General features: G+C 67.3%; 9 protein-coding genes. 6 read left to right on the top strand and 3 right to left on the bottom strand.

The window, feature by feature from the left end:
* The first annotated feature begins 8 nt into the window (after positions 1-8).
* From ABZ806_RS33230 to ABZ806_RS33220, 3 genes are all read left to right on the top strand, one after another.
* Positions 9-404 carry a pilus assembly protein TadG-related protein gene (locus tag ABZ806_RS33230; protein WP_500221409.1) on the top strand — a complete coding sequence of 132 codons (396 nt, stop codon included), beginning with the start codon at positions 9-11 and terminating at the stop codon, positions 402-404.
* The gene (locus ABZ806_RS33225) at positions 401-3,130 is read left to right on the top strand and encodes a BTAD domain-containing putative transcriptional regulator (RefSeq protein ID WP_500221408.1); all 2,730 of its coding nucleotides are present in this window, start codon (positions 401-403) and stop codon (positions 3,128-3,130) included. Before ABZ806_RS33230 ends, ABZ806_RS33225 begins: the two co-directional genes overlap by 4 nt.
* Before the next feature lie 115 nt (positions 3,131-3,245).
* Positions 3,246-6,707, top strand: a complete 3,462-nt coding sequence (locus ABZ806_RS33220) for a hypothetical protein (RefSeq protein ID WP_500221407.1) — start codon at positions 3,246-3,248, stop codon at positions 6,705-6,707.
* Here the strand turns inward: ABZ806_RS33220 and ABZ806_RS33215 are convergent.
* The 3 genes from ABZ806_RS33215 to ABZ806_RS33205 all read right to left on the bottom strand — a co-directional run bounded on the left by ABZ806_RS33215 (position 6,697) and on the right by ABZ806_RS33205 (position 10,211).
* Positions 6,697-7,440, bottom strand: coding sequence for an FkbM family methyltransferase (locus ABZ806_RS33215; RefSeq protein ID WP_500221406.1), 744 nt, complete (start codon positions 7,438-7,440; stop codon positions 6,697-6,699). The two genes, ABZ806_RS33220 and ABZ806_RS33215, sit on opposite strands and share 11 nt — an antisense overlap.
* A 31-nt stretch (positions 7,441-7,471) precedes the next feature.
* Positions 7,472-9,448 carry a hypothetical protein gene (locus tag ABZ806_RS33210; RefSeq protein ID WP_500221405.1) on the bottom strand — a complete coding sequence of 659 codons (1,977 nt, stop codon included), beginning with the start codon at positions 9,446-9,448 and terminating at the stop codon, positions 7,472-7,474.
* Between the two features lie 265 nt (positions 9,449-9,713).
* Positions 9,714-10,211 (bottom strand): hypothetical protein, encoded by a 498-nt coding sequence (locus tag ABZ806_RS33205; RefSeq protein WP_500221404.1) that lies wholly within the window; start codon positions 10,209-10,211, stop codon positions 9,714-9,716.
* 358 nt (positions 10,212-10,569) lie between these two features.
* Between ABZ806_RS33205 and ABZ806_RS33200 the strand changes: the two genes are divergently transcribed.
* The 3 genes from ABZ806_RS33200 to ABZ806_RS33190 all read left to right on the top strand — a co-directional run bounded on the left by ABZ806_RS33200 (position 10,570) and on the right by ABZ806_RS33190 (position 13,205).
* Positions 10,570-11,022, top strand: coding sequence for an ATP-binding protein (locus ABZ806_RS33200; protein ID WP_500221403.1), 453 nt, complete (start codon positions 10,570-10,572; stop codon positions 11,020-11,022).
* A gap of 691 nt (positions 11,023-11,713) precedes the next feature.
* The gene (locus ABZ806_RS33195; RefSeq protein WP_500221402.1) at positions 11,714-12,712 is read left to right on the top strand and encodes a hypothetical protein; all 999 of its coding nucleotides are present in this window, start codon (positions 11,714-11,716) and stop codon (positions 12,710-12,712) included.
* A gap of 103 nt (positions 12,713-12,815) precedes the next feature.
* Positions 12,816-13,205 (top strand): ParB N-terminal domain-containing protein, encoded by a 390-nt coding sequence (locus ABZ806_RS33190; protein WP_500221401.1) that lies wholly within the window; start codon positions 12,816-12,818, stop codon positions 13,203-13,205.
* Positions 13,206-13,286: the final 81 nt, after the last annotated feature.

Here is a 13,286-nt window from a genome sequence, read left to right as displayed (position 1 = left end):
GCGGAAGCGTGAGCGTCTTCGCGGTCATCATCACGCTGGTCGTCGTGGTGTTCTTCGGTGCCGTCGTCGACTTCGAGCAGGCCCTCGAAGCCCGGCAAGACGCCAACACCGTTGCCCAGGAAGCCGCCCGTGCCGGCGCCGGACGCGTCGACCGGAACCGCGCCTACATCCGTGGACAGTTCGTCGTGGACCGTGAGGCCGCGAGCCGATCGGCGCGCGCCTACCTGCGGTCCAGCGGCTACAGCGGCACCGTGACCACGTCCGGAACGCGCGCCATCCACGTCCACGTCACCACCACCCGCCCCGCACGGTTCCTGCCGGTGATCGGGATATCCGTCCTGCGCGCCGACGCCACCGCGACCGCGAACCTGACCACCGGAGTGGAAGGAACCCGCCAGCCGTGACCTACACCGGACGCAGCCGCCTCGCCGACTTCGCACGCGGACTCACCGCTCTTGCGGTCTTCCTGTTCTTCCTAGTCGGCTTCCCGGCCGCGATGTACGCCATGGGCGGCTCTCCCATCCCGGACCGGATTCCGTCGTGGGAAGAGATCAGCGCGACCCTGATGCGGCAGGACACCGACCAGAGCGTGTTCCTGGCCACGCTCTTCCTCATCGGCTGGGCCACATGGTGCCTGTTCATCGTCACCGTCTGCGCCGAGGCGGTGAACTACCTGGCCGGACGCTCCAGGCCCGCCGCGCCGCGCCCGGCCCGACCGCTCCAAGAACTGGTCCGGAACCTGGTCGCCACGGCCACCCTCACCTTCAGCGCCGTCGCCTCCCTCAGCGCTTTGGCCTCCGCCACTGCCGCGACGAACACGCACGCTGTCGCCGCCAATGCCCATCCCGCCGTTCCAGAAGTGGGCTCCCTGTCGCCCAGGCAAGACACACCACCACGGGAACCGACCGAATCTGAATGGACGCCGCTGCTCGCCGACGAGCCAACAGCCCAGCCGAAGCCCGACCACCACGAGGCGCGAACCCACGTCGTCAAGCGAGGCGAGACCCTCTGGGGTCTCGCCGATCGCACCTATGGCTCCGGCGACCAATACCCCGAGATCTTCAAAAGCAGCCGGAACATCGACCAACCCGATGGAATCCCCGCACTGACCGACCCCGACGTCATCCACCCGGGCCAGCGCGTACGACTCCCACGCCCCACCGCGCCGGATGGCGCGCCTTCGCCCTCGCGACCGGCCTCGCCGCGTGCAGGTGCACACACGGCCCCAACCGAGCAGGGTAAGCAAAGCGGTACCCGAGCCCCCACTCCACCTAGTGCAACGTCCGGCAAGGCGACGGAGTCGCCAGTGCCGAGCCCGGTCGTGGCGCCGCCCGCCGAGCACTCCATCAGCCCGGCACCCTCGACACCGAACGACCGGGACGATGCCGATCCGCCCCTGGAGATCTCCCTACCGTCCGGCTCGCGAATCGGCCTCGGTCTCGCCGCCGCACTCAGCGTGGCGGTAGCCGCCACCCGCCTGCACCGACGCCGCCGGCGTCCGCTGCAGGGCGATCCCGAGGCCGCCGAGCACATCCCCGAGCCCCCGATCCCGGCCCCCGTCCTCAAAGCCCGCAAGGCGCACCTGGACACCTACGTTGTTCGCGAGGCCCCTGTCCCGTCCGACCCGGAACTCGTCCGAAAGGACCTGCTCACCCCGGAACCGGACCATCTCGTCGTGGGCACCCGCGACGGCCAAGCCGTCACCATCCCCCTGGCAGGTCTCAGCCTCGGCTTGACCGGAGACGGCGCACACGCCGCCGCCCGAGCCATCACCACCGAACTCCTGGCCAAGGCTCACCGCTACCGCGCCGAGGTCATCATGCCGCAGCCCGATGCACAGGCGATCTTCCCCGGCGACGACATCACCGACCTGTCCACGGCCCACGACGGATTGACCCTCAAGCCCAACCTGCACGAGGCCATCAACCACCTAGAAATCGAACTCCTCCACCGTGGCAGAATCCTGGAGACAACCGAACAGCCCGACGTAGCCGCACTACGCGCCGACGACCCCGCCGAACCACTGCCGACCGTGCTCCTGGTCGCCTCCATACCCTCGGACAACGCACGGGTGGATGCCCTCGCAACACTCGGGCGCCGCTTCGGCCTCGGCGTCCTGGTGCTCGGTGCCTGGACGTCCGGCACCAGCGTAGAACTCGCCACCGAGGCGACCGTCACGAACACTGACGGCCCCAATGCCGCGCGGTTCACCCGGGCCAGCCTCTTCCACCTCACCACCGACGATGCCGCAGAGATGCTCCGGACCATCCGAACCGCCACCGGCACCGAAGCACCCTCACCGACACACGCCGGCCCCACGCCCGAACCCGAGACTCCCTCGGCCATCGTCCCGCCGCCGCGGCTATCCGAAGGAGCATCCCACCGCCCGGTCAGTCTCGAAGTGCTCGGCGACGTCCAGCTCTCCACGGCGGACGGACCGATCAAGACAGGGCTACGCCAGCGAGCCCGCGACCTACTCGCCTACCTCGCCCTACACCCGGACGGCGTCACCCGAGACCGGGCCAGCGCCGACCTGTGGCCAGATGAAAGCCCCCAAACCGTCGTCACGGCGTTCAACACCGCCGTCACCAACATCCGCAACGTCCTTCGGAACGCGACCGGCCTCAGCAGCCCCATGTACGTCATCCACAGCGCTGGCCGCTACCGCATCGATCCCGACGTCATCGACATCGACCTCTGGCAACTAACCGCGGCCCTCGCCGATGCCCAGCAGGCCGCCGACGACGCCACCAAAATCAGGGCGCTCACACTCTTAGCCGACCGCTGCGCCGGTGAATTCGCCACTGGCCTGACACAGCCGTGGGCCGAGGCCCACCGTGAATACCTCCGCCGCACCGTCGGCAACGCCCTTACGAACCTCGCCCGCCTCCATCAACAAGACGACCCAGAGCAGGCGCTGATGGTGCTGGAACAGGCCATCATCCGCGACCCCTACTCCGAGCCCCTCTACCGGCACGTCATGCGGCTACAAGCCCGCCTCGACCGCCCGGACGCCGTCCGCCGTACCTACGCACTCCTCACAGCCCGCCTCGATGAACTCCACGCCGAACCCGACGACGAGACTCGTAAGCTCGTCAGTTCCGCAGCGCGGACGTCGAATCGAAAGTGACGACGGAGCCTGCGCTCACCACACGCGCGAGCGCTGGTTTCGTGCAAGCATCCAGCGGGGGCTCGCGGACGGAAGACGCGTTGTCAGGACCGAGGGGATGTGATCGGCTATCGGCGTGGACGTCGACCAGTTCTTCAGTTACGGGCCGCGCGCTCCATTCGAAGTCCAACATGTCTTCACCGACCGGGAAGGGCCGATCCGGGCCTTTCGGGACCGGTTCGTCCAGCTGTCCGAACGGTCGTGGACCGTTGAGGAGCTGCTCGATTTCCAGCGGCCGGCGTCAAACCTCATCGCAGTGTCGGGCGAGGGCGGGATCGGGAAGTCCACGCTGGCCCGGCACGTCACCGAGCTGGCCGTTACCGGGAAGCTGGATGGTCTGCCGCCGCGCGGCGCGCGAGCGGTACTAGATTTCGCCGACCCTGCCAGTTCCAGCTTCGAGGCGGTCTTGCTGCGGGTACGTGCCGCCCTCGCGCCGCTGGCCAAGTCCTGGCCTGCGTTCGATGTGGCGCTGGCCGTCTACTGGCAGCGCAAACACCCGGGAGAGTCGCTGACGGCGTTTCTGCGGAAGGAGACCACGGCGGAGTCGCTCGGTGTCGCCGACCAGGTAGGGGACGTCGTTGATCAGCTCCTGGGTGGTTTCGGCGCGCTGTCGGTGGCCTACCGGGCGCTGAACCTGCTCGGCCGGACCGCGACGCAGAAGGCCCGGTTGAAACGGCTGCGGTCGAGTTTGCCGGCTCTCGATCCGATCTTGGGTGAGCAGGACCCGGATCGGATGTTGGGCTACATGCCGGTACTACTGGCCGCCGATCTGGAACGAGCGCGGCGCAAACACCCGTCGCTGGCGCTCTGCGTGCTGGACACGCTAGAGAACGTCCAGCGTCCGCCCACCGAGCGCGGAGGCCTGGAGGACCTGGTTTCGCGGTTGGTGTATCTGATGCCGAACGTGGTGTTCATCGCGGCCGGACGCCTTGCGCTGCGATGGCACGATCCGGGAAAGGCCGTCGCCTTGACCTACGGCGGCGTGCGCCGCTGGCCGGGGCTCGCCGACGACGACCAGCTCGGGCTCGGCGGGTTCGACCGGGCATCGGCCGAGACCTATCTGACGGCGCGGCTCACCGTGGACGGGACGCCGGCGATCGGGCCCGCGATCCGGGAGCGGATCATCGCCGGGTCGGGCGGTTCACCGCTCTACCTTGATCTGTCGGCGGAGTTGTTCGGACAGTACCTCGCACGGGGCGAAGTGCCGCCCGCCGACGTGTTCGGGCTGGGTTTTCCCGAGTTGGTGCTGCGGACGATGCGGGATCTGTCCGCGACCGACCGAGACCTGCTGCGGGCCGCGTCGCTGCTGGAGGCGTTCGATGAGGATGTCCTGCACGCGGTGCTGCCGCATCTGCGGCTCCGGCAGATCGAACGGTTCGTGCAGCGCCCATTTGTCCGGCGGGACGAGACGGTGTGGCCACCGTACCGGCTGCACGAGAACCTGCGCCGCAGCGTCATCGACTGCGACGCCGACACCGACGACGGCTGGACACAGACCGAACGCACCCGCAACGCCGAACAGGCCATCGAGCATCTGACGCGCGCCGCGCTGACGGTCTGGGACGACGACGCCGATCACCCGTTGCCGTTGGGGGTGCGGAGCAGGCGATGCGTGGCCGCATTCCTGCTGGTCCTTAGCGCTGCCGATGAGCATCGGCTGACGCCGGAGTCTCTTGGCAATGTCGCCTACAGCCTCACTGTTCTCGGGCACTGGCAAGTCCTGTCATCGCTGCCCGAGCTGCCCGGCTCACCGGAGCTGGACCGGTTGACCGCCGTCGCGCGACTGACCGCACGCGGCGATATCAACGTCGAGGACCGTTACGGCGCGCTGCGCGAGCTGATCGGTGAACCCGACGGCCCGTTCGCGGACTACTACCGGCACGAGCTGGCGAGCCGCGCGCACATCATCGGCCAGGTCGAAGAGGCCGCCGCGCACCTGTCCGGTATCGAGCCCACGTCGCTGATCGGCGCGAGCGCGCGGTTCGGCCTGGCCGACAACGCGCTACGCCGCAGCGACTACCGGTCCGTGGCGCGGTTGATGGCCGGCGCATCGCAGACCGGCCCGGACCAGGTTCGGGCCGCAGACCTGCTTGGCCACACCCACCTGCAGAACGCGCGGTTCGCCGAGGCGGCCCGCTTCTTCGAATCGACGTTGGAAGCGGCACGCGAAGCCAACGCACCGCTATGGGAAGCTCGCGCGATACGCCACCTGCTGCTAGCGCTGATGTGGTACGACTCCGACCGCACGCTGGCGCTCCTCGGCCGGGCGCGCGAACTCAACAACTCGGTCGGCGAACCGATCGGGCTCGCGCAGTGCGACATGGCCGAGGCGATGGCACGGGCGCTGCGAGGCGAGCACCGCACTGCCGCGGAGCTGCTGGAGGCGGCGGCGCGCCGGTTCCGTGAACTCGGGGCCTCCCGCGAACTGCTGCCCGTCGAGGCATTGCAGGTCCTCCTGGACGCTTCCAGCGGACACACGGAACAGGCCGCGCGTACCGCACGGAGGCTGGGCGAGGACTGCCTTCCGGTCTGGGAGCCGGTCACTCGCTCATGGGCTGGGCTGGACGCCGACTTCGCGGCCATCAAGTGGCTGGACAGTCCCGAGTCCGCACGGCGCCGCTGGTCGGAGGCCCTGGCCCGACTACAGACACCGATCTGCGGGCCTCTGGACATCGACGACCGCCGCGCGCTGATTCCGACCGGTCGCGTACCCGACGCCCTTGTTGAGGCCGCGATCCGGGGCGCCATGGCCAGCCCGGCGTTCGACGGCCAACGTGACCTCAGCGCCGCGCTGGCGACGTTCGGTTCCGACGGCGTCGTGCCGGGCGTGCGGACGGTGGTGAAGGTGCGCAGGCGGCTGCACGAACGACTGGAGACTGTCCATGCGTTCGAGCAACTACGCGCTACAGCCGGCGTCCTAGCACCTCAACTGCTGGACGCGGGAAGGGTCGGGGAATCCTGGTGGGCCGTCTTGGAGCGTCTCCCGGGCGTGCCCGCGGACCGTCCGACATCCGCACGTCAGCGGGACCTGGGCCACCAGCTTCGGCTTTGGCATTCCCAGCCGCCTGGCGAGGGTCTGCGCCTCGACGACCCGGGCGCGCTGGGCGTCCTGCTGGGCTGGGCGCGGACCTCAGTACCGAACGCCTACTCGGTCATCGCCGAACACGTCGACGAAGCATGCCGAGGGCTCCCCATGACCGCAATCCACGGCGACGTTGCCGTCTGCCATAACGCGCTGTTCGACGGCGACGTCGTGACCGGACTGCTCGACCCGGGCGCGACCGAGGCAGGGCCCCCGATGCTCGACCTCGCCTGGTCGCTGGCCGTCGACATGCCACGCGGCGCAGAACCCGGCCCACTCCTCGACGGCTACGGTCACGACGCCGTCGACCAAGATGCCCTGACGGAGCTACTGCCGCTGATGATGTTGCGTCGCCTCATCGACGCTCCGGCCCTCGGGCTCACCGAAACAGACGGGGTATGGATCACCGGATGGCTATGTGACCACCGCCCCGACCTACTCGCCCTCACTCAATAAGCCCGGCCCGGCGGGCGCACGTGTACGGGATGTAGTTGTCCAGCACGTTCGCAGGCACGGAGAGTCGCTCATGCAGGTCAGGCTCATCATCGCGTACGTAGAAGCGGTTGAGGCCGTCGAACAGCGCGAGTCCGTACCCCGCCGCCAAGACATAGGGCTCCCACTCCTGGTGACTCGGCCGGGCCGTCAGCGGAACGGTCGCCTCGACCACGATTGCCCGCGGGCGCCACACCCGCAGGTCAGCCGACCGCAGGACGGCGGCCTCAGCCCCCTCCACATCAACCTTCAACAGATCGAAGCACGGTTCCGCATGTGCGCTGAGGATCGTCTCCAGGGTGACGACCTCGACCAGTAGTTCCTCGTGACCCCAACCATTCGCAAGATGCCCCTCCAGGACATCCCAGCGCAGGGTGCTGAGCCCGCCGCCACCCGTCTTCCCTCGCCCTGGGACGACCCGGAAGAACCCTGCGGCGCCCGGCTCGTCTCCAACGGCCACACACAGATTCACGTCGCGCGGCCGGGCCTGCTGAAGAAGTGCGTGGCGTTCGGGCAACGGCTCGACATTGACCCCTCGCCAGCCCTGGCTGTCCACAAGGTTCTTGGTCAATGAACCGCTGACAGGCTCGCCGGCGCCGACATCCACGAAGAACCCACCCCGATGGTCAGCGAAGGCACGCATCAGCACGACATCCTCCGCGTTCCCTGCATACGCGATCAACTCGTAGCCGCTCACACGCGCCAACCTACGGGTGTTTCGTCGGCGCTTATGCCAAGGGGCTCAGGTCTACAGTCGGCAGTATCGCTGGGGTGGGCCAACGTGATCGGAGTTGCTCGACGGTGTCCTCTAGGGCGTCGAGACGATCGGCACGCATGGCAGGGGGGTCCGTTGAGTTGACGGTTTCAATCATCGCTGTAACGAGTCGTTCGCCGCGCAGCAGTGGAGCGGCGGTGTCGGCGGTAAGTATGGTTCTCGCCGCGTAGATACCTCCGGCCACGATCGAGAGACGGCTGACCAGGATGGGTATCGAATCTCCGGCAGGAAGGCCCGGTGAAGCTTCGCGTGCCTCGTCGAGTGCGTGGATGATGTCGTTGAGAGCCAACCAGGCTGCCGCCCGGGCGGCGACCGCCGGAGTCTCGACCGCAAGGCGCGCTGAAGTGAGGACTCCCAAGAAGACTGAGGGAGGCATCTCGTCGAATCGGTTGCGCGTGTAACACCACACATCGTAGGTCGCGTCCAACTCCGGTCGACCTATATCCATTACCGGCTCTGCGTGACCGGCCAGGGTCACAACGAAGCGGTCCACCGTACCGACGAGACGCGAAGCCCAGGTGATGGCCTGGCAACAATGGTTGATCAGCCGGGGAGGTAGGTCGTCCAGGCTCACGGTGAACGTCCTGTCCTCGTGCAGGTAGTCGAGCACCCTCAGCCCGTTGGTGCCAAAGTGTGACAGAGCGTTGTGTTCGTTGAGGATGTTGAAGCCCGTCGGCGGGTCTTCGCTGTCGAGTAGATCAGCCAGTTCGGTTGAAGCAGCGCGTGCGCAGGCCCAGCCGGATTCGGCACCGCGCATGAAGGAGTAGGCGTGAGCCGAAGCCGCCCTGAGCTCATCCAGGGTGACGCTGCCGTCCCCGACCCTGAGTGCCTGCAGCGACTCATCCCAGACGTAGTCCTCGTGCGCTGAAGCGTTACGGGATGGCGGCAGGAGTGATTTCGCTGCCGTAGTCAGAAGCGGGTGACCATCGGCGATGAGCTGTTCCCGCAAGGTCGTTATCCCCGGATTCTGGCTGACAGTCTTTCCTCGCATCTCCAGGAGCACTATTGCCCACGGCTTCAACTGCCCCTCAATGATCTTCCTGTATACATCGAGGGTCAGGCTGGCGCGGTCACGTTCGGAACGTGCTTCGCGGAGCATCCGTATCACCGCGTTCATCATCGCGTTGCTCGCGGCGCTCCGGTCGACACGTAGCTTTAGGTTGCGGAGCGGACGGGCAGTGTGCTCGGGGTCGATGCCCATGCCTTCTTCGATTAGCTGGTATACGCCCATACCGGCCTTGACGGCGATCAAGGGGACGGCGCTTCCAACGATTCCAGAAGCTGCATGGAGCGCATCTGGAAGGTAGCTCGGGCGGTGTGGAAAGAATGCAAGCAGTTCGTCTACGATGCGATCGAGTTCGTCATAGTGAAGATGGAAGGCTGCCAATATACGGACGTCAGTGGGAGGACCCTCGGGATTGCGGAGCTCCTCGGAAGAGATACCGAACGCCTCTTCATAGGGATCTTTGTTATCCCGAGCAGTTGACTCTACGAGTTCTTGGAAGGCCAGTCCGAGTTCATCCTGCGGAAAACTTGCATTGATCGATTCGCCGTTGGCCACGGCTTTGAGTGTGACGTTGGCTTGTTCCACCAGGGTGGACCGGAGAGCTTCGACCGAGCCCGGCGCTGCAGGCCTCAGGACGTTGAGACACCAAAGATCATCAGCCATCGCCGTCACGAGATCGGCCAGTGCTCCAGCGGCGTGACGCACCGCTCCGCCATGGCTCCTCCCTTGGGCCGAATGCAGCGCATGGATCCGATCCTCGAGTTCCGCCAGGAATGAATCGAACGACAGCTCTTCCACCGATGCCAACCAGCCCTCTTCGGTAACAGGAACTGTGGGCAGTGGTGTTCGTCTAAGTGAACCGAGCCGGTTGAGCGGTTCCTGGACCAACCGTGCCAGCGCGTCGAGTGGAAGTTGTGACGTCATGCGGCCATTGTGCCGCTCTCCCTCCAAGAGGCCAACAGGTTTCGCAGCTATGCTCTGATATCTCTCCTGGTGGAGATCTCGGCTAGAAGAATGCCCCTTCCGGATGACCACGTAGTCCGTAGGGCGGCGCTGGTTCTGACGGTGTAACCGACCTGGAGCGGCTGCAGCGAGGTCGGCTGAGGAGCCGTCAGCTTTGAGCCGCCCTTGAGTGCCACTTCAACCGCAAGGCATCAGCAGTCCGCGCGGTATCCGGCGACCGGGTGAATCACCAGTACGAAGAATCCAAGCTCGTCGCATCCAGGACCGTGCTCCAGACCGCCTCATCATGCTGGGCCATCTCCCGGTCTCGTCGTGCGGTGCCGTCGATATGAGCACGCTCGCTATGCAGCAGCGCCAGCTTGCTGCGCAGCTCCTGCTCTTCCTTGGTGATCGGGAGCTTCTTGCGCCGGCTGCTGGCCTTGGCTGCGTTGCGCAATCTGTCGTACTTGGCCTGCTGTGGTCGCAGCTTGACCATTTCGGCATCAATCTGGGCGAGCAGGGCGGCGCGTTCGGTCGCGAGCACGTCCAGCTCTGCGCGCACCGCTCGTTCCTCCTCGCTCCAGGAGTCCTTCCTGAGTTTCTGCCCGGTCTCACGAAGGATCCGGGAGCGTTCGCGGTCGAAGGCGCTCTTCCTGGCCCGAAGCTCAACCTCGCGCGCGTCGATCTCCAGCCCGCGCTTCTTGCGCGCCGTCATCGCCTGCCCTGGCGTCTCTGAGGTACTCATTGGCTTATCGTGATCTGGGGCCGTTAGCCTGTCTGCTATCTCAGCGGGAACATGTTCGTTGAGGTACACACAGCCATTATGGATATCAGGCTCACAGAGAAGGCTTATGGTTCTGGATGCAGCGCGGCCCAGGAGAGCGCGCGATGCTCGGGAAAGCATGGAGCTTCGCAAGCCGCAAGGTTGAGCGCGATGCCTCGATGTAAGATCAGCCGTGGGCTTGACGAATCGATTCGAGCTATTCCTTGATGGTGGCCGTCCGCCACGCTAGTTCGCCGCTATTAGGAACGCGGCGGCGGGGCGGACGGGCAGGAGGATTCAAGGAATGTCGAGATTCAACCTCGAACCCACGGCCTCGGTGATGGGCGCGTCGATGTCCTGGCGGCGCGCCTTCCCGGGGCGGGCCGATCAGATTCCGCTGGCGCGGCAGTTCGCCATGTTCCTGTTCGCCGAGACCACGATCGCCTCGGACGTGGGCTTCGTAGTGACGGAGTTGGCCTCGAACGCGGTGCGCCACACCCGGTCGGGCCAGCATGGAGGCCGGTTCACCGTCGAGCTGGTGCTCGGCGGACTGGCCTACGTGGGTGTCAGCGACCTCGGTGGCGGCGAATACCCGACGGTGAGGCACGACCCGCTCGGCGGTCCGCTCGAGAGCGAAGGCGGGCGCGGCCTGCGGGCGGTCTCGCATCTGGCCGCGATGTTGGGCGTCCACGGAAGCCCGACCGAGGGCCACACCGTGTGGGCGGACCTGATCTGCGTCGAAAAGCCGCACGAGGACCCGCCGCTGGTCGCGCCGGTCCATCCGGCCGCATAGGGCGGGACCAGCCTGTCCATAGCAGGCTGGTCCCGCCCTCCAGGCTAGGGGCCAAGCTCTGGTCCCGTCCGCACCTCGGCGAGGTGCGGGCGGGACCTTTGTTCGTTCACGTGGCCGAGGCAGGTGGGGTCGCCGGGGGCGCGATCGGGGGCGTAACCGGGGGGTTGCCCATGGCCACCCCCGCCTTTCACCGTTGTCAGCGCAGGTCAGCCCGCGCCTCGGGTGGGGCAGCGGTGCACCCGGATACCCCCTCAAGGGGAACATGCACGGGGGTGCAGTCGCTCACAATAAACCCTGCACCGAAACCTAAGCTCTAACTGTCTCTCGCCTTTCAAGTCCACCACCAAGTCCGTATTGAGCGCCGACGCCGTTGGGTGTCCGATTGGTGAGATGGCGAGAAGTTCGTTCCGCGTGTGGCGTGAGTCGACGCCACCAGAACGGCCGGGGCTGAATGTGAAGGTCCAGCGGAGTCTCGTTCGAGGTCGCGCGCCGTGATTCCGTTGAGGTCGCAGTCGTCGGCCCGGTCATTAAATTTCCGTTTACTGAGGCAAGCCTCTCCAGCCGTTCCGGTAACAAAATTGGTCGGCGCTCCGTGTTGCATTCGTCGCGACGTCGAGAAATGGTCGTCATGGCGGACGACGCCGGGCGGGAAAGTCCCGCCGAATCGGCCGCCAATCAGGAGGCAGAAACAATGGCGAACACCATCACCACCGCGACCGCTGACACGACCACCACCGCCCCGGCGGACGGCACGGCGGACGGACGTCCGACCGGGGCGGCCGGGGCCGTGTGGGACGCGCTGAACGCCGCGCCGGACGGTGCGACGGTGACGGCGCTGGCCGAGGCGTCCGGCGTCAGCCGCGCGACGGTGACCAAAGCCCTGACGGCGTTCGCGGACGCCGGACGCGCAGTCCGGGCGGCCGGTGAGGGCACCGGTCGGGGCCGCACGCCGGACGTGTGGTCGCCGGTCGCCCCCACGACCACCACCGACGCCGGTGATGCCACCCCGTCCGCCCCGGCGGACGACACGACGACCGACGCCACGACGGCCCCGGACGCCACCACCGGGACGGGCGTCATCTCATCGGACACCCTTGCCACCGCGATGCAGGTCCTGTCGGACGAGGCCGACCGGCGGGCGGCGGCGGCCGAGGCGCTGCGCAAGGCGCAGGAGGAGGAGGCCGAACGGCGCGCGCGGGTCGACGCCGAACTGCGCAAGGCCGAGCAGCGCGAAACCGCCCGCGTCATCCTGACCGACCTGCTGAGCACGGTCACCACCACCCTCGCCGCGATCGCGGCCGACGACGACGAGGGGATCACGAGGGGCATGGAGGACATCGCGCGCTACGCCGGTAGCGTCCGGCGCACCACGCGCGCCACCACCGGCAGCCGGACGGGCGCGGGGACCCGGACGGCGCGCGCGACCGGCGACCGTGGCGCGCCGTCGCCCCTGCGGCCCCTGGTCGCCGGGCACCTGAACGCGTTCCCCGACCTGGAGTTCACGCCCAGCGAGATCGCCAAGGTCCTGGACCGGTCATCCGGTGCCGTCGCCAACGCCCTCGACACCCTCGTCGGACGGGGCGAGGCGGTCCTGACCAACGAGCGCCCCCGCCGGTTCCGCGCGGCCAGCCCGGCCACGACCGGCACGGACACCGGTAACGGCGACGCAGACACCACGAACGCCGCGTGACCCGTAGGCGGGGCGGACGGGTGACGGCCCGTCCGCCCCGTCATGACTCGGGGTCTCACGACCCCCACCCGCAATGAGGTTGTCATGACGAAGGAGACGCTACATGTCCGGTGACGCGACCGGCACGACCTCGCACGACACAGAACACGACCCCTACGACCAGGTATTCGTCCTGCTCGGTTGGGCATGGGACGTCGCGCGCGCCGCACGAGCGGCCACTCGCTACCCGGTCTCGCACGCCAACGTGTCAGACATCGGCGCGCTCGGCGCACTCATCCGCATCGACCACGAGTACGCGGAGAGGGTGGACCTGTCCCGCCCGCTGCTGGCTGTTCCGCTTCCCGAGGTGCGGACGCCGATCGTGATCGACGGGTGGCACCGGATCCACAAGGCCCGACAGACTGGCGTCACCGACTTGCCGGTCATCTTCCTGGACGCCGACGACGAGCGCGCATGCCGTCTCATGGGCGGCGGCATCAAGCGTCGCTGGTAGACCGGCAGGGACATCACACATAGCACCACACGCGACAGGGCCCGGGTAGGCGGAACGCCACCCGGGCCCCGTGCGCGCCGC

Source organism: Spirillospora sp. NPDC047418, assembly GCF_040643275.1.
GTDB lineage: Bacteria > Actinomycetota > Actinomycetes > Streptosporangiales > Streptosporangiaceae > Spirillospora.
Note: the sequence above shows the minus strand (reverse complement) of the source record. Positions and strands in the feature narration are given on the sequence as shown.

Bases quoted from the DNA above. Each gene is read 5' to 3' on its own strand.
- ABZ806_RS33210 (WP_500221405.1), bottom strand. From the start codon at position 9,448: ATGACGTCACAACTTCCACTCGACGCGCTGGCACGGTTGGTCCAGGAA.
- ABZ806_RS33205 (WP_500221404.1), bottom strand. From the start codon at position 10,211: ATGAGTACCTCAGAGACGCCAGGGCAGGCGATGACGGCGCGCAAGAAG.
- ABZ806_RS33200 (WP_500221403.1), top strand. From the start codon at position 10,570: ATGGGCGCGTCGATGTCCTGGCGGCGCGCCTTCCCGGGGCGGGCCGAT.
- ABZ806_RS33195 (WP_500221402.1), top strand. From the start codon at position 11,714: ATGGCGAACACCATCACCACCGCGACCGCTGACACGACCACCACCGCC.
- ABZ806_RS33190 (WP_500221401.1), top strand. From the start codon at position 12,816: ATGTCCGGTGACGCGACCGGCACGACCTCGCACGACACAGAACACGAC.